The 15,815-nt window shown below is 58.6% G+C and carries 12 protein-coding genes; 6 read left to right on the forward strand and 6 right to left on the reverse strand.

Going from position 1 to position 15,815, the window contains the following annotated elements; genetic code table 11:
• Positions 1-195 precede the first annotated feature (195 nt).
• A complete protein-coding gene (locus tag BMY54_RS09075) occupies positions 196-1,506 on the reverse strand; it encodes an MFS transporter (RefSeq protein ID WP_093431125.1) in 1,311 nt (436 codons plus the stop codon).
• Positions 1,507-1,677: 171 nt separating this feature from the next.
• On the opposite strand from BMY54_RS09075, the gene BMY54_RS09080 reads away from it, so the two are divergent.
• The 4 genes from BMY54_RS09080 (at position 1,678) to BMY54_RS09095 (ending at position 7,231) form a co-directional block, all read left to right on the forward strand.
• Positions 1,678-2,796 (forward strand): sugar diacid recognition domain-containing protein, encoded by a 1,119-nt coding sequence (locus BMY54_RS09080; protein ID WP_093431128.1) that lies wholly within the window; start codon positions 1,678-1,680, stop codon positions 2,794-2,796.
• A 217-nt stretch (positions 2,797-3,013) separates the two neighbouring features.
• Positions 3,014-4,153 (forward strand): glycerate kinase, encoded by a 1,140-nt coding sequence (locus BMY54_RS09085; RefSeq protein ID WP_093431131.1) that lies wholly within the window; start codon positions 3,014-3,016, stop codon positions 4,151-4,153.
• A gap of 223 nt (positions 4,154-4,376) precedes the next feature.
• A complete protein-coding gene (locus BMY54_RS09090; RefSeq protein WP_093431134.1) occupies positions 4,377-6,002 on the forward strand; it encodes a methyl-accepting chemotaxis protein in 1,626 nt (541 codons plus the stop codon).
• Positions 6,003-6,043: 41 nt separating this feature from the next.
• A complete protein-coding gene (locus tag BMY54_RS09095; protein WP_093431137.1) occupies positions 6,044-7,231 on the forward strand; it encodes a pyridoxal phosphate-dependent aminotransferase in 1,188 nt (395 codons plus the stop codon).
• Positions 7,232-7,348: 117 nt separating this feature from the next.
• On the opposite strand, the gene BMY54_RS09100 is transcribed toward BMY54_RS09095, so the two are convergent.
• From BMY54_RS09100 to BMY54_RS09120, 5 genes are all read right to left on the reverse strand, one after another.
• A complete protein-coding gene (locus BMY54_RS09100) occupies positions 7,349-8,326 on the reverse strand; it encodes a 2-hydroxyacid dehydrogenase (RefSeq protein WP_093431140.1) in 978 nt (325 codons plus the stop codon).
• A 13-nt stretch (positions 8,327-8,339) separates the two neighbouring features.
• Complete coding sequence (locus tag BMY54_RS09105; protein ID WP_093431143.1) at positions 8,340-9,638, reverse strand: MFS transporter; 1,299 nt, start codon at positions 9,636-9,638, stop codon at positions 8,340-8,342.
• Between the two features lie 57 nt (positions 9,639-9,695).
• Positions 9,696-10,721: a sugar kinase gene (locus BMY54_RS09110; protein ID WP_093431146.1), complete on the reverse strand. Its 1,026-nt coding sequence runs from the start codon at positions 10,719-10,721 to the stop codon at positions 9,696-9,698.
• On the reverse strand, positions 10,714-11,496 hold the full coding sequence (locus BMY54_RS09115) for a sugar phosphate isomerase/epimerase family protein (RefSeq protein WP_093431149.1): 783 nt from the start codon (positions 11,494-11,496) through the stop codon (positions 10,714-10,716). Before BMY54_RS09115 ends, BMY54_RS09110 begins: the two co-directional genes overlap by 8 nt.
• Before the next feature lie 151 nt (positions 11,497-11,647).
• Positions 11,648-12,676, reverse strand: coding sequence for a LacI family DNA-binding transcriptional regulator (locus tag BMY54_RS09120; protein ID WP_093431152.1), 1,029 nt, complete (start codon positions 12,674-12,676; stop codon positions 11,648-11,650).
• Positions 12,677-12,883: 207 nt separating this feature from the next.
• Here BMY54_RS09120 and BMY54_RS09125 point away from each other — a divergent pair, with 207 nt between their 5' ends.
• Together BMY54_RS09125 and BMY54_RS09130 are read left to right on the forward strand one after the other, a co-directional pair.
• Positions 12,884-13,681 carry a hypothetical protein gene (locus BMY54_RS09125; protein WP_093431155.1) on the forward strand — a complete coding sequence of 266 codons (798 nt, stop codon included), beginning with the start codon at positions 12,884-12,886 and terminating at the stop codon, positions 13,679-13,681.
• A 90-nt stretch (positions 13,682-13,771) separates the two neighbouring features.
• Positions 13,772-15,769: a hypothetical protein gene (locus tag BMY54_RS09130; RefSeq protein ID WP_139213393.1), complete on the forward strand. Its 1,998-nt coding sequence runs from the start codon at positions 13,772-13,774 to the stop codon at positions 15,767-15,769.
• Positions 15,770-15,815 lie beyond the last annotated feature (46 nt).

Below are 15,815 nucleotides of genomic sequence, written 5' to 3' on the forward strand. Positions count from 1 at the left end.
AGGTACACCGACGTGCAATACCGAGTCGAACTCGGATCCTGAATAGCCCGGCAATCGGCTCCCTTTCCCCCTCGCCCCCCTGGGGGAGAGGGCTGGGGTGAGGGGGAAAAGGATCTACAGAACACCACAAACTCCAAGCCGAACCCCCAATAAAAAACGACCCTGAAAAGGGCCGTTCTTCCGTGCATCAAAAACTCAAGCCCGCAACGTCCGCGTCATGCGCAACGCCAGCAGACTCCCGCCCACAATCACACCCGCCAGCAAATACAACGCCGCATCGGTCGAACCCGTGCTGTCCTTGACCCAACCCACTAGATACGGACTGAGAAACCCAGCCATCTGCCCCATCGAGTTGATCAACGCCAGACCACCGGCCGCAGCTCCGGCGCTCAACATGGCCGTCGGCACTGGCCAGAACATCGGCAGACCCGTCAACGCGCCCATGGTGGCAATGGTCAGACCGAGAATCGCAATCGCCGGATTCGCCGCAAAATTCACCGCAATCACCAGACCGATCGCGCCCATCAGCATCGGCACCACCAAATGCCAGCGGCGTTCTTTGCGCAGGTCCGCCGAGCGCCCGACCACCAGCATGAACACCGCCGCCAGCAGATAAGGAATCGCACTCAGCCAGCCAATCACCAGGTTATCGCTGAAACCAAGGTTCTTGATAATCGACGGCAGCCAGAAGTTGATCGCGTACACGCCGCTCTGGATGCAGAAGTAGATCAGGCCGAACGCCCAGATCGTCGGCTTCTTGAACACCGCCAGCAGTGAGTCGGAGTTGGTTTTCGGCTTGTTCGCCAGGTCTTCGGCCTGGTCCGCCTCAAGCACCGCACGCTCATGCGGGCTCAGCCATTTGGCATTGGCGAAGCTGTCGCTCAGCAGGAACCAGGCGAGGGCGCCGAGGATTACCGTTGGAATGCCTTGCAGCAGGAACATCCACTGCCAACCGGCCAGACCGCCCTGGCCTGCAGCAAAGTGATTGAGGATCCAGCCCGAGAAAGGGCTACCGAGCAAGCCGGACACCGGGATCGCCGACATGAACAGCGCCATGATCCGCCCACGGCGGAAGGTCGGGAACCACTGCGAGAGGTACAACACGACGCCCGGGAAGAACCCGGCTTCAGCCGCACCGGTGAACAGGCGCAGGGTGTAGAACTCGGTCGGGGTGGTGACGAACAACAGGCAGGTCGACAGCGTGCCCCAGGTGATCATCATCAGCGCGATCCAGCGCCGTGGGCCGAATTTGGTCAACGCCAGATTGCTCGGCACGCCGCACAGCACGTAGCCGATGAAGAAGATACCGGCACCGAGGCCGTACACGGTTTCGCTGAATTTCAGGGCATCAAGCATCTGCAATTTGGCAAATCCAACGTTGACCCGGTCGAGGTAGTTGAACAAGTAGCAGATGAAAATGAAGGGAATCAAACGCAGGGTGATGCGTTTATAAACGGCGTTTTTACCGTCATCGATGGTCTGGGTAGCTGCGGCGCTCTGCGACATAGCGGCTCTCTCTTTATTATGATTTTTTGCGATGCAAAGGGTAACGTTGATCGCCCCGAGAGTCTCGGCCACCTTTGGCTGGATTGTCTTTGTGCCTGCGCACAGGGTTTGCCGTCAGACCCTGTGCGGGTGAACAACCGCCAGTGCCATAAATCAAGGATTGCCGCCGCTATGTTTGAACTCGATCACGACCTCGCCCAGGATATCGTCGACCGGGCCATGGCCATTTTGCCCTACAACGTCAACGTCATGGACAGCCAGGGGTTGATCCTCGGCAGTGGCGAACCGGAGCGCATCAATACTCGTCACGAAGGCGCGCAACTGGTGCTGGCCAACGGTCGTGTGGTGGAGATCGATGCGCAGACCGCCGTGCATTTAAAAGGTGTGCAACCGGGCATCAACCTGCCGCTGTTGCTCGATCAACGCTTGATCGGTGTGCTCGGCATCACCGGTGAACCGGAGCAATTGCGCACTTACGCCGAACTGGTGCGCATGACCGCCGAAATGCTCGTCGGCCAGCGCAATCAACAGGCCGAGCAGCAATGGCGGCGCCAGCGTTGTGATGATTTGCTGGCGCTGCTGTTGAGCGAGGCGGGGGACTCGCCGCGTCTGGTCGATGAGGCGCAGCAACTTGGGCTCAAGCCGCAATTGACGCGAGTACCGTATCTGTTCGAGCTGGGCCTTGAACATGGGCCGGGGCAAACCGTCGAGGCGTTGAGTGCCTGGCTGACGTCGCGTTATCCCGATAGCTGGTGCGTGAGTTCGGCGAAGTCATCGCTGTTGTGGTGCCGCCCGGCAAGTCAAAACGTCGAGCATGATCGCTTGCTGGAAAAACTCGACAGCCTCGGCTGGAAGATTCTGCGCATTGCCGTGGGCGGGCAGGCCGATGGACTCGCCGGGCTGCGCCGTTGTTATCGCCGCGTGGGCGACTTGCTCGCCTATGGTCGCGAAGTGTTGCCGCATTCGCGATTGCTGACGCTGAACCGTTATCGATTGCCAGTGATGTTGTGGCGGCATCGTAACGATGATGCACTGGACGAATTGCTTAAGCCGCTGCGCAAGGTGATTGCCAAGGACGGCAACGGCCAGTTGCTGGCGACGTTGCGCAGTTGGTGCGAGCACGATGGCCAGAGTCAGGCCTGTGCCGATGCCTTGGGCATTCATCGCAACAGTTTGCGTTATCGGATGGAGCGGATTGCTGAACTGAGCGGGGTTGATCCGCTGCGGCTCGATGGGATGCTGGCGCTGTATCTCGGGGTGCAGTTGCTGCCACAGACTGATCCGGGTTAATTGGGCGTCTTCAAAGACGCCATCGCGAGCAGGCTCACTCCTACATTTGGAATGCATTCCCCTGTAGGAGTGAGCCTGCTCGCGATGGCGGCGGTACATTCACCGCACAGCCTTTTGTGAAAATGAACAATAAACGCCCCCGCCACTTGTGCAGCGGACAGGCGTCAAGGCGCATGCCGACTGGCAGCATGAGGGGCATTGCAAACGGAGAATTCCCATGAAGATCGTCATCGCCCCCGACTCGTTCAAGGACAGCCTCAGTGCCCAAGGCGTCGCCGAAGCCATTGCCCTCGGCCTGGCCCAGGTCTGGCCGCAGGCAACGATGATCAAATGCCCGATGGCTGATGGCGGCGAAGGCACGGTCGAATCGATTCTGGCTGCTTGCGAAGGCGAACTGCGCCGCACCCGCGTGCGTGGCCCGCTGGGCACAGCCGTCGACGCCGCGTGGGGCTGGTTGCCGCACAACCACACGGCAATCATCGAAATGGCCGAGGCCAGCGGCTTGCAATTGGTGCCGCTGGGACAACGCGATGCCTGCATCAGCAGCACTTTCGGTACCGGCGAACTGATTCGTGCGGCGCTGGATGCTGGTGCGCACCGGGTGATTCTGGCGATTGGCGGCAGTGCCACCAACGATGGTGGTGCCGGGGCGATGCAGGCGTTGGGTGTGAAATTGCTCGATGCGCAACATCAGTCGCTGGTGCCCGGCGGCTTGGCACTGGCGCAACTGGCGCAACTGGACCTGAGCGAACTCGACCCGCGTCTGGCGCAGGTGCGTTTCGATATCGCCGCTGATGTGAACAATCCGCTGTGTGGCCCACACGGTGCCTCGGCGATTTTCGGCCCGCAGAAAGGTGCATCGTCGGCGCAAGTGCAGCAACTCGATCAGGCGCTGGGGCACTTCGCCGAACTGTGTGCACAAGCGTTGGGCAAAGACGTCCGCGATGAACCGGGTAGCGGTGCGGCGGGCGGTTTGGGCTTTGCGGCCAAGGCTTTTCTCGGCGCGCAATTTCAAGCCGGGGTTGAAGTGGTTGCCGAACTGGTGGGCCTCGCCGAAGCGGTCAAAGGCGCTGATCTGGTGATCACCGGAGAAGGGCGATTCGATGCGCAGACGTTGCGCGGCAAGACCCCGTTCGGCGTCGCACGGATTGCCAAGCAACACGACGTGCCGGTGATTGTCATCGCCGGGACATTGGGCGAGGGTTACCAAGACCTCTACGATCACGGTATCGATGCGGCATTCGCCGTGACCAGCGGCCCAATGACGCTGGAGCAGGCCTGCGCCGAAGCTCCGCGCCTGTTGCGTGAACGGGCGACGGACATCGCCCGCGTCTGGCAGATGGCCGCCAAACGCTGAGCCAGATCGGCAGCTCCTACACCAAGCGACCAACTGTGTTTCATTGTTGTAACACTCTGAAAAATAATTTCTCTTGACCCGCAATCTTCCTAAAGCCTGGCCGATACAGCTAACAGGCGCGCACCAAACTTCCTGAAAACAGCGACGCCAGACTGAGCCCGCCCCCCTCGGGCCAGTGACGACGCATGGACGCTCGTAGTTTCTATCTTTCGAGAGCTCAACTATGTCCCTGCGTAACCTGAATATCGCGCCCCGTGCCTTCCTCGGTTTTGCCTTTATCGCCTTGTTGGTGATCGTGCTCGGCGTGTTTGCCGTCAATCGCATGAGCACTATCCGTCAAGCCTCGATCGACATGGAGACCAACCAACTGCCCAGCGTGACGTACCTTGGCGTAGTGACGGAAAACGTTCTGCGTCTGCGGATTCTGTCGTTCCGGATTCTGGTCAACCGTGACCCTGCCGGTCTGCAAGAGGCGCAAACACGCATTGGCGTGCTGGTAGACAAGGTACGCAGTGCTCAGGCGAGTTACGCTGCGCTACCTGCCGAGGCCGATGAACGTGCCTTGTATCAGGCTTTCGCGACGACGCTCGACAACTACCTGCAAGCGCAAAACCAGATGATGGAGCTGTCGCGTCAGGACAAGGTCGATGAGATGCGCACGCTCATCAACACGCGGATCAAGGACGGCACCGACCAGATGGGCGAACAGCTCAACAAGCTGATCGCAATCAACGCCGCAGGTGCGAAAGTTGCCTCGACTCAGGCCGGTGAGCATTACGACAGCGCCATTACCGGCATCGTCATTGTTGCCGTGATTGCGGCGTTGGCGACGGTGTTGTTGGCACTGCTGTTGACCCGCAGCATCGTCACCCCGCTGAACCGCGCCGTACTGGCCGCGCAAACCATTGCCGACGGTAACCTGAGCAAAACCATCGAAGTCGACGGCAAGGACGAAGCGACGCAGTTGCTGCAGGCGCTCGCCACCATGCAGAGCAACCTGCGCAAAACCATTGAACAGATCGCCGGTTCCGCCACACAACTGGGCGCCGCTGCCGAAGAACTCAGCGCGGTGACCGAAGAAGCCTCCCGTGGCCTGCAGCAGCAGAACAACGAAATCGAGCAAGCCGCCACCGCCGTCAACGAGATGACCGCCGCTGTCGAAGAAGTGGCGCGCAACGCCGTGTCGACCTCCGAAGCCTCGAACCAGTCGACCCACGCCGCCCGCGAAGGTCGCGATCAAGTGGTGAAAACCGTCGACGCGATCCAGACCATGACCCACGACGTGCAGAACACCGCGCAGATGATCGAAGGCTTGGCCGCGCAGGGCCGTGATATCGGCAAAGTGCTCGATGTGATCCGCGCCATCGCCGAACAGACCAACCTGCTGGCCCTCAACGCAGCGATCGAAGCCGCCCGCGCCGGTGAGGCCGGGCGCGGTTTTGCCGTGGTCGCGGACGAGGTTCGGGCATTGGCTCATCGCACCGCGCAGTCGACCCAGGAAATCGAAAAAATGGTCGCCGGCATCCAGAACGGCACCGGCGAAGCGGTGTCGTCGATGCAGCAAAGCAACCAGCGCACCCAGACCACCCTGGAAATGGCCCGCGCCGCTGGGGTTGCGCTGGAGCAGATCACCCAGTCGATCCATCAGATCAACGAACGCAACCTGGTGATCGCCAGCGCCTCGGAAGAGCAGGCGCAAGTCTCGCGCGAAGTCGACCGCAACCTGGTCAACATCCGCGATCTGGCCACGCAATCGGCCGCCGGGGCCAACCAGACCAGCGCCGCGACCCACGAACTGTCGCGTCTGGCGGTGGATTTGAACGCCATGGTGGCGCGTTTCGTGATTTGAGATACGGTGAAGGCTGGAGACCGCGCAATCAGGAGACGTACATGCGCTATTCAGCCTTGACCCAACGAATCGCCGGGGAGGGAGCCGCTGCCTGGCAGATTCACGACCGAGCGCTGGAGCTGCGCGCCGAGGGTGTCGATATCCTGCTGCTGAGCGTGGGCGACCCGGATTTCGATACACCGCTGCCGATTGTCCACGGCGCGATCGACAGCTTGCTGGCGGGCGATACCCATTATTCCGAAGTGCGTGGCCGTTTGGCGCTGCGCAAGCTGATTGCCGACCGCCATCGTCGGCGCAGCGGGCAAGCGGTGGATGCCGACCACGTGATCGTCATGCCCGGCGCGCAATGCGCGGTGTATTCGGTGGCGCAATGTCTGCTCGATACCGGCGATGAAGTGATCGTCGCCGAACCCATGTACGTCACCTACGAAGGCGTGTTTGGCGCGTGTGGCGCGACGGTGGTGCCGGTGCCGGTGCGCCCGGAAAACGGTTTTCGTGTCGATCCGGTCGACGTCGCCGCGCGTATCACCCCGAAAACCCGCGCCATGCTGCTCAACAGTCCGAACAACCCCAGCGGCGCGAGCCTGTCACTGCTGATCTGGCAAGAACTGGCGGCGCTGTGCATCCGCCATGACTTGTGGCTGATCAGCGACGAGGTCTACAGCGATTTGCTTTACGAAGGTCAGCACGTCAGCCCGGCGAGTCTGCCGGGCATGGCCGAACGCACGGCAACAATCAACAGCCTGTCGAAATCCCACGCCATGACCGGGTGGCGCATCGGCTGGATGATCGGGCCGAAGTCGTTGGCCGAGCATTTGGTCAATTTGTCGCTGAGCATGTTGTTTGGCCTGCCGGATTTTGTGCAGAAAGCCGCAGAGATTGCGTTGCAGTCAGACCTGCCGGAAGTGACGCAGATGCGCGAGGAATATCGCCTGCGCCGGGATCTGGTGTGCGAACGTTTGAGCGGTTGCCCGGGGCTGTATCCGATCCGTCCGGATGGTGGCATGTTCGTGATGGTCGATGTGCGCCAGACCGGTCTCGGCGCACAGGCGTTTGCCGAACGGTTGCTGGAGGGCTATGGCGTGTCGGTGCTGGCCGGGGAGGCATTCGGGCCGAGCGCGGCGGGGCATATCCGCATTGGTTTGGTGGTCGATCGGGTGAAACTCGCGGATGCCTGTGCGCGGATTGCCTTGTGTGCGGCGCAGCTGTTACAGGCGCGTAGTGCCTGATAGTTTTGGGTTGCCTGTCCCGGCCTCTTCGCGAGCAAGCTCGCTCCCACATTGGATATGCATTCCCCTGTGGGAGCGAGCTTGCTCGCGAAGGCGGCATGACTGCCACCCGAGAATTCAGCCCTGCCATGCCAATGGATTCACCAGATTCGCCGGCTTCTCCCCACTCAACGCAGCCAACAGATTCTCCACCGCACACCGCGCCATCGCCTCGCGCGTCTCATGCGTCGCCGAACCCATGTGCGGTGTCGCCACTACATTATTCAGCTGCAACAGCGGCGAATCGTGATTCAGCGGCTCACGCTCAAACACATCCAGTCCTGCGGCACGAATCCGTTGATGACGCAGCGCCTCTATCATCGCCGCCTCATCGACCACTTTGCCCCGTGAGATATTGATGAAGATGCTTTCCGGGCGCATCAGCGCGAACTGCTCGGCGCCGATCAAACCTTCGGTCTGCGCCGTCAGCGGCAATGTCAGGCAAATGAAATCGGCCTGCTTGAGCAGATCTTCCAGGCTGCGATAGTGCGCATCGAATCGCGCTTCGACCGCCGGTTTGCGCGACTGGCTGTGATAGATCACCGGCATGCCGAACCCGAAATGCCCACGCTGCGCCAGCGCTTCGCCGATGCGGCCCATGCCGATAATCCCCAACGTCTTGCCATGCACATCGGTGCCGAAATGCGCCGGGCCGATATTGCGGCTCCATTGGCCGCTGCGCACCATGTTCGCCAGTTCCACCACACGTCGGGCTGCGGCGAGGATCAGGGCGAAACCGGTGTCGGCGGTGGTTTCGGTGAGCACGTCCGGGGTGTTGCTCAGGAGGATCTTGCGCTGACTCAGGTAATCGATGTCGTAGTTATCGACGCCGACTGAGACGCTGGCGATTGCTTTGAGTTGCTGCGCGAGATCGAGCAACGCCGCATCAAGTTTCAGGCTGGCGCCGAGCAAACCGTGGGCACGGGGCAGGGCATCGCGCAGTTGCATGAGGCCGTCGGCGTCGAGGCTTTCGATCAGCGTCACTTCGCATTGTTCTTGCAGACGCGCCATCAGCGCGGGCGAAAGTTTCTTGTACAACACGACCTGTTTTTTCATGGCAAAAGTCTCTTCAGGAATGCGCCGGCACGGCACGCGTGGCGACGGCTTTGGCGACGACGCGATCACTGGCGCCGGGCTTGAGAAAAATCGTCAGGACCACCGACAGCAGCAACGCGCCGCTCATCAGCAGGTAAGAAGCGCCGGGCGAACCGGTGGAGCTGTTCAAATAACCGACCAGATACGAGCCGCCGAACGAACCGAGCGCGCCCATGCTGTTGATCAACGCCATCGCGCCGCCGGCAACGTTGGCGGGCAGAATCTCCGGGACGATGGCAAAGAACGGACCGTAAGGTGCGTACATGCAGGCGCCGGCAATCACCAGCAGCGTGTACGACCACCAGAAGTGTTCTGCGCCCAGCGCGTAGGAGCCGTAAAACGCGATGGAGGCGATCAGCAGCGGTGGCCAGACAAAGCGTTTGCGCTTCTGCAACTTGTCCGAACCCCACGACACCAAAAGCATGCCAATCACCGCCGCCAGATACGGCAGCGCCGACAGCCAGCCGGCCTCGATCATGTCCATTTGCGCGCCGGCCTTAAGAATCGATGGCAGCCACAGTACAAAGCCGTAAACGCCGATGCTCCAGCAGAAAAACTGCAGCGCGAGAATGATCACCTTCGGCGAACGGAATGCCTCGGCATAGTTTTTCACCGCTTTGATCCCGACCTGTTCGGCCGCCAGTGCGCTTTCCAGATCCTGCTTTTCCTGCTCGTTGAGCCACTTGGCCTGCGCTGGACGATCATCGGCCAGACGCCACCAGATAAACGCCCAAAGCACCGCCGGCAGGCCCTCGATGATGAACATCCAGCGCCAGCTGAAATGCTGCACCAGATACCCCGAAACCACCGACATCCACAGCATCGTCACCGGGTTGCCGAGGATCAGGAAGGTGTTGGCCCGTGAGCGTTCGGCCCGGGTAAACCAATGGCACAGATACACCAGCATCGCTGGCATCACCGCTGCTTCAACCACGCCGAGCATGAAGCGGATGACGATCAGCCAATAGGCGTTGGAGACCACGCCGGTCAACGTGGCGAGAGCACCCCAGAGAATCAGGCTGACGAAAATCAGCTTCTTCACGCTGTGTTTTTGCGCGTAGATCGCACCCGGCACCTGGAAGAAAAAGTAACCGAGGAAGAACAGCGCACCGAGCAGCGATGACAGGCCCGGGGTGATCATCAGGTCTTCGGCCATGCCCGATGCGGCGGCGAAGCCGTAGTTGGCGCGATCCAGATACGCCAGGCTGTAGGTGATGAACACGATAGGCATGATGTACCACCAGCGGCGGGTGGCGAGGGTTGCGGTTTTCATGGGTCTTGCTCCTGAGCTTGTTGTTTTTGTCGCAGCAGGTTCAATTATTTGCGCTGACTAGGCTGGCCTCTTCGCGAGCAAGCTCGCTCCCACAGTGTCCGTGGCGTACACAAAACCTGTGGGAGCGAGCTTGCTCGCGAAGTCGGCCTGAAACTCAACCGATAACTCCTGGCGGGTCGGCAACCCCTCCATATCCCCGCGACTCTGCACCGCCCGACTGCCAATCCAGTTCGCACGCTGCACCGCCTCGGCAAAACTCTGGTGCTCAAGCAGGGCACTGATCATCCCCACCGCAAAACCATCACCGGCACCGACCGTGTCGACGACATGCGCCACCGGCACACCGGCGACAAATCCCGATGCCAGATGCGTTCGGTAATAAGCGCCTTGCGGGCCAAGCTTGATCGCCACCGCTTCGGCACCTTGATCAAGATAAAACGCGGCAATGTCCGCAGGGTCTTCGAAACCGGTGAGCAAACGACCTTCACTCAACCCCGGCAGCACCCAATGGGCGAGGGCGGCGAGGCGGTTGATCTCGCCGATCATCTCGCGCTCGCTGGCCCACAGGCTCGGGCGCAGATTGGGATCGAACGACACGCTGCGTCCGGCGTTGCGCATGCGTGTCATCAATTCAAAGGACATCTCCCGCGCCGAGGCCGAGAGCGCTGGAGGAATGCCAGTCGCATGAAGATGGCGAGCACTCAGCAAACTGGCCGTGATCGACTGCGGCGACAAATGACTGGCCGCCGAACCGCGCCGGAAATACTCGACCTGCGGGTCGCTGCCATCGTCATTGCGCGATTTGAACTGGAACCCGGTCGGGTGCTGTTTGTCGACGTCGACGTGACTGCAATCCAGACCCTCCTTGATCAAGGTCTCGACCACAAAGCGTCCGAGCGAATCGTCGCCGACCCGGCTCAGCCACGCGACGTTGAAACCCAGGCGCGACAGCCCGATCGCGACATTGCTGTCGGCCCCGGCGATACGCTTGTGAAAGTGCTCGACCGCCGCCAGATCACCGGTCTGCTCGGCGACCAGCATCGCCATGGTTTCGCCGAACGAAAGAATATCGATCTCAGACATGAGCAGGCTCCAGACGGGATTGGCCGAGGCGGGCGAGGGCGGCGACGTGCTCGGTGGTCAGTTGCACCAGATCATCGCCCTGCAACGGATATTCGGCGGCGCGCATAACGCCTTGGGCCATGTGCCGCAACAGTTGTTCCCACAGATGCAGGTCACTGACGGTCGGCGGCACTGCCACCAGTTTGCCGTCGACGCGGCGGGCCACGGCTTTGCAGTGCACATAACCGACATGCCGGCCGAGCAGGCGGGCGGCGCTGGTGGCGGACTGGTCCTGCCACTGCCAGTTGCCGATGTCGAAGGTCATCTTGATTGGCAGGTTGTGCTGCTCGACGGCGGCGAAGAAGCGCTGAAATGGCTCGATCCGACCGCCGTGCAGAGTCTGGTCGTTTTCCACCAGCAACTGCACCGGGCTGAGCTTCAAGCGTTCGGCCAGGGCTTGCAGATCGTTGGTGTCGGTGAAGTAGCCGAGGGAGACTTTCAGCCATTTCGAGCCGAACGCTTCGGCTTGTTGCAGTGCGGTGATCAACTCGGGATTGGGCTGCGCCTGCCCGGCCAGCCACAGTTCGGTCGGTGAGGAATAGATGCTTAGCAAGCCCTGCGCCTGCGTGGCCTGCGCCAGTTGCGCAGGGTCTTCACGCGTCAGCAGCTCTTCGCGCCATTCGATGCGATTGGCCCCGGCGGCAGCCAGAACATCAATGAAAGCATCCTGCCCGCGCTGACGCACAAGCTCGGCGCCGTAGCTGGACAGGCTGATGGAAACGTCGGGTTTATTCATTGTTATTGACCTCTGAAACCGGTTTCATTTTTGTTCAAAAAAATATCAGGTGTTTCTGTGTTGTTCTCTCGGGCGCTATCGCGAGCGGGCTCACTCCTACAGGGGAACGCATTCCAAATGTAGGAGTGAGCCTGCTCGCGATAGCGTCAGCTCAAACAACGCTAATCCCCAAGGTTGACCCACGCTCAACCAGCACCGGCGCAAAATCCACCACCCGCGCCACCTCATCATCCCCACGCAACCGCTTGAGCAAACACTCAAACGCCCGCGCGCCGATCTCCTGCGTCGGCTGAGCCAGCGCGGTAATCCCGCTGCCCACCAACGGATACCAATCCAGATCATCCAGGGCCATCAGCCCGACGTCCTTGAACAATCGGCAACCCATTTGGCGTAACGCAGTCGTCGCAGCAAGCGCCGCCACACCATTGGCGCAAAACAGCGCTTTCGGGCCGTTACCGGGTGTGTTTAAAAAGGTTTGAAGTTGCGCGTTCAGATCATCGCCGGTTTCCAGCACCGCCCCGGTCAACCCCGAGCGCTGGGCAATCTGCGCCTGAAAACTGCTGACCCGCTCGATCCGCGAACTGGTGCCGTCATACGGTTCAGTCACCAGCACCAGATCCCGATAGCCACGTTGTTCAAGGTGCGTGAGCGCCATCTCCACGGCTTGCGGGTTGTTCAGCCCGACCATGTCGCTGTCGAGCCCATCGACCTTGCGATCCACCAGCACCAGCGGCATCTCGCGGCGCAGTTCATGCAGTTCGTCACGGTGATGGCCAAGGGTGTTCACGATCAACCCTTCGATGTTGTACGAGCGCAACAGGGCCAGGTGCTGGCGTTCCTGCTCGTCATCGCGGTCGGTGTTGCACACCACCAGGCTGTAGCCGTGGGCACGGCAAGCGGTTTCCACCCCGTGCATCACGGCAATCGAATAAGGGTTACGGATATCGGCGACGAGCATACCGATCAGGCGCGTGCGTCCACGTTTCAGGCCGCGCGCCATCTGATTGGGGCGGTAGCCGAGCTCGCTGATGGCCTGTTCGATGCGCAGGGCGATTGCATCCGAGAGCAGGACGCGATCATCGCCGATGAAGCGCGAGACGCTGGCTTTGGATACGCCAGCGCGTTCGGCGACATCAAGCATGGTGACGCGGCTGCGCTGGGCGGCGGAGAAGTCGTTCATTGCGGACCTTTTTGTTATTGGGTGGTGCTGAAACCGGTTTCAGAAAACAGTATTTGCCGGAAAGCGTCAAGTAGTAAACCTCCGCGCGTAGGGGGAAATTCCGATGAACGGTCGAATTACCTGTCAGATCTGACAGTAGGCAAGAAGTTAAAGCAAGCGCCTAATTTGTTGCAGGAACGCTTTGAAAGTTCGCCTGTGGAGAAGGTCATGCCGCCTAGTGAAATCCTGGTATACAACCCGCCAAAAGTAGTCGGAGTTGCAGATGATGATCCTGACGGGCATATCCCGCTGGAGTTGTTGCTGACAGGAATAGAAGTGGTTGTTCCGATTTGGCCGGTGCAATCACCAGATGGAAGGCAAGACACGCTTATTGTGCAGATGAGACGGGGAACAATCATTGAATTTGATTGGAGCCAAACTTACACCACGCCGATCGCCGAGCGTGAGTTTGTCATTCCGATTGGTCCTGAGTATTTAACGACGGATGGTGTAGTTGAAGTCTTCTATCAAACCCGTAACTACGTTCAAAATCCGTCAAATTCTCTGCCTCGCAAGCTCACTATCGATCACCTGCCGGTCGTGAGGGATTTAAAGGAGGTAACTTATCCGAAGGTGAATGTACATGGATATCTTAACTGTGAAACAGATCCTCCGATCTGGACAGGTATAGAGATGGTAGTACCACCTCTTCCCACGTTTGTGCAAAGTGGTGATAGATGCGAAATCGAGTGGATTGGTTATCTGAGTCTAAACGGCAGTGGCGTGGCTATCGATCGGACCTATAAGAAAATCATCAAGAGTTCATTGACTCAGGCAGAAATTGATAAAGGTTTTTCTGTCGTTGTTGAACCCTTTGTTCCGCATATTGAACCCATGATCAATAAGGCATCGGCGATTACGACGTACTCCATCTACCAGGGTTTAAAGTTGATTGGTACATCAAAAAAAGGACTGGTAAAGATAGATCGGGTCGTTTCAGGAGAAGACTTGCCCTGCGGTCCTTGAAACGGGTGGTACATAGTGCTGTGAAAATGAGTGCCGATGTACGCTGAAAGCCTGGCGTGGCGCAATCGTATGTTTAAAAGGAGCAATTACATGAATGCGAAAGTTGAAGGTTCGACATTGGCTCAGAAAGTATCGCTAACGAGTGCTGGCAATATTCTTGTAGATCCGGCAAAGATTCCGGCTCAGAATTTGCCTGGCGGTGATTTGCGCATCCCGATTGCATCGCTTACGGCTCCGTTGGAATACCAGATCCCCCAACCTACAGATCAATACGCCCGGGATAGGCTGACCGTCAATTTGCGGGTAAAAGGCACTGCAACCCTGATTCCAATCGTTCCCAGACTGGATTTGGGGCCTGTCGCTGACCGTGTATGGCCATTGCCATTATTTATTCCCCTCTCTGAGCTGAGGGAACTTGCAACGCCTGAAGCACCCACCGAGTGGGAGTTGATCTATCAATTATTTGCAAACGGAAATAACCCGGGCGCTCCGGTTATTACTGAGTACCACATCGATAGAACCAAACCTTATCAAACCAAAACACCAGCGACCGATTTTTCCCCGCCAGCCATTTCATTTCCCGCCGACTTGCCACCGACCAAGGATATCGATGATGCCTATCTGGGCGCAAATCCTACAGGCATTAAGGTAACCGTGACGCTTGCGGCCAATGCCAATCCCTCAGACGTGTGTGACGTCTATTGGGGGGTGCCTTCGGACCCTGCTTACGCAACCCCCGTCATGAAAGACATTCCATTGCCTGCCTCGGGTGAAATACTGATCCCGGTTGATATTTTTCAGAAATCGACAGAAGGTTTGAATACGCTGACTTTTATTGTCAGAGATCTTGCAGGCAACATTAGCAGGCAATCCAAACCCAATCAGCGCAATGTCCGACGCTTGGCGCCACCCGTACCGTTGCCGCCTGTTGTACCGTTGGCAGATGGCACTGACGGGGATACGTTGATTGATGTGGCTGACTGCAAACTGGGTGTAACCATTGAAGTACCGGTTCCACTGCCAAACTCGCCGTCTGACACCATCATAGCCAAGTGGCAGGGTATCTCACTACCGGAGCAACGAGTCGGCACCAGTACAACTCTGATTTTTCCTGTGGATTACACCACTGTGATCAAGGTTGCCTATGGTTCAACTGATGGGCCGGTGCCTACGACCGTCAGTTATGAAATGTTTCGCGGCTCGGGTGCTCCCATCGCCACAGAGAAAGCAGATATCTCCGTGGATATTTCTTACCCCGGTCCTGTGAATCCGGATGAACCAAGTGAAGTCAATCCGTTGCTTGAGTTGCCTCGGTTGGTGTCGTCACAAGATGTAGATAATAAGCTTGATGATAATGACCACGGCGAAGACGCCGAGATTTTCATTCAACTCTATGCTGCGCCTCCTACCGAGTCAGCGCAGAGCGTCACGGTCTTTTATGACGATCAGGAGTTGACGCCACCTTGGTTATTGCAGCCGGGTGAAGAGGGTAAAGAAATCGGCCCGTTTACTGTTCCCTGGTCCGTTATCGAAAAGAAACAGATCGCGGATGTGAAGATCAAGTGGCGGTTGACGGCGGTGGGGGGGGCTAATCCGGTATTTTCAGATGAAGAAACGGTTGCCGTTAATATCACCAAAATCGATTTGCCCAAAGTACTGGTGCAAGGTCTCATTTTTGATGAGATTTCCTGCCCGGCGCTTAATTTTCTGCCAGTCGATGACCCAAGCTTTCCGGGTGATGGCACTAATCGTCGCAATCTCAAAGTCATTATTCCGTTTAGCGCTTCGCTGATCGATGGGCGGACAGTGACACTGAAGTGGCAAGGCTATGAAGATGAAAGTGCAACGATACCTATTACTGGAACTTTAGTTACCAGAGACATAACTATTAGCGGAACTGTACCTCCTGAAGGTATTGAAACGGATATTGGTGCGTACATGACCCATTTCAAACCTGTTTCCGATGGCTACGGAAAACTTACCTATACCATCACCGGTGTTGTCCCAGAGTCTGATGCGGCTGTCCATTTTGTGTTCTTGCTGGATAACGACGGCGATTACTGTGAGATAGCCAATCCGGTTCCTTGACCTATGAATACGGTGGGCACCGAGCAGCGCTTTTGTGTCCGCCGTA

Source organism: Pseudomonas sp. ok266 (assembly GCF_900110195.1).
Taxonomy (GTDB): Bacteria; Pseudomonadota; Gammaproteobacteria; order Pseudomonadales; family Pseudomonadaceae; genus Aquipseudomonas; species Aquipseudomonas neuropathica.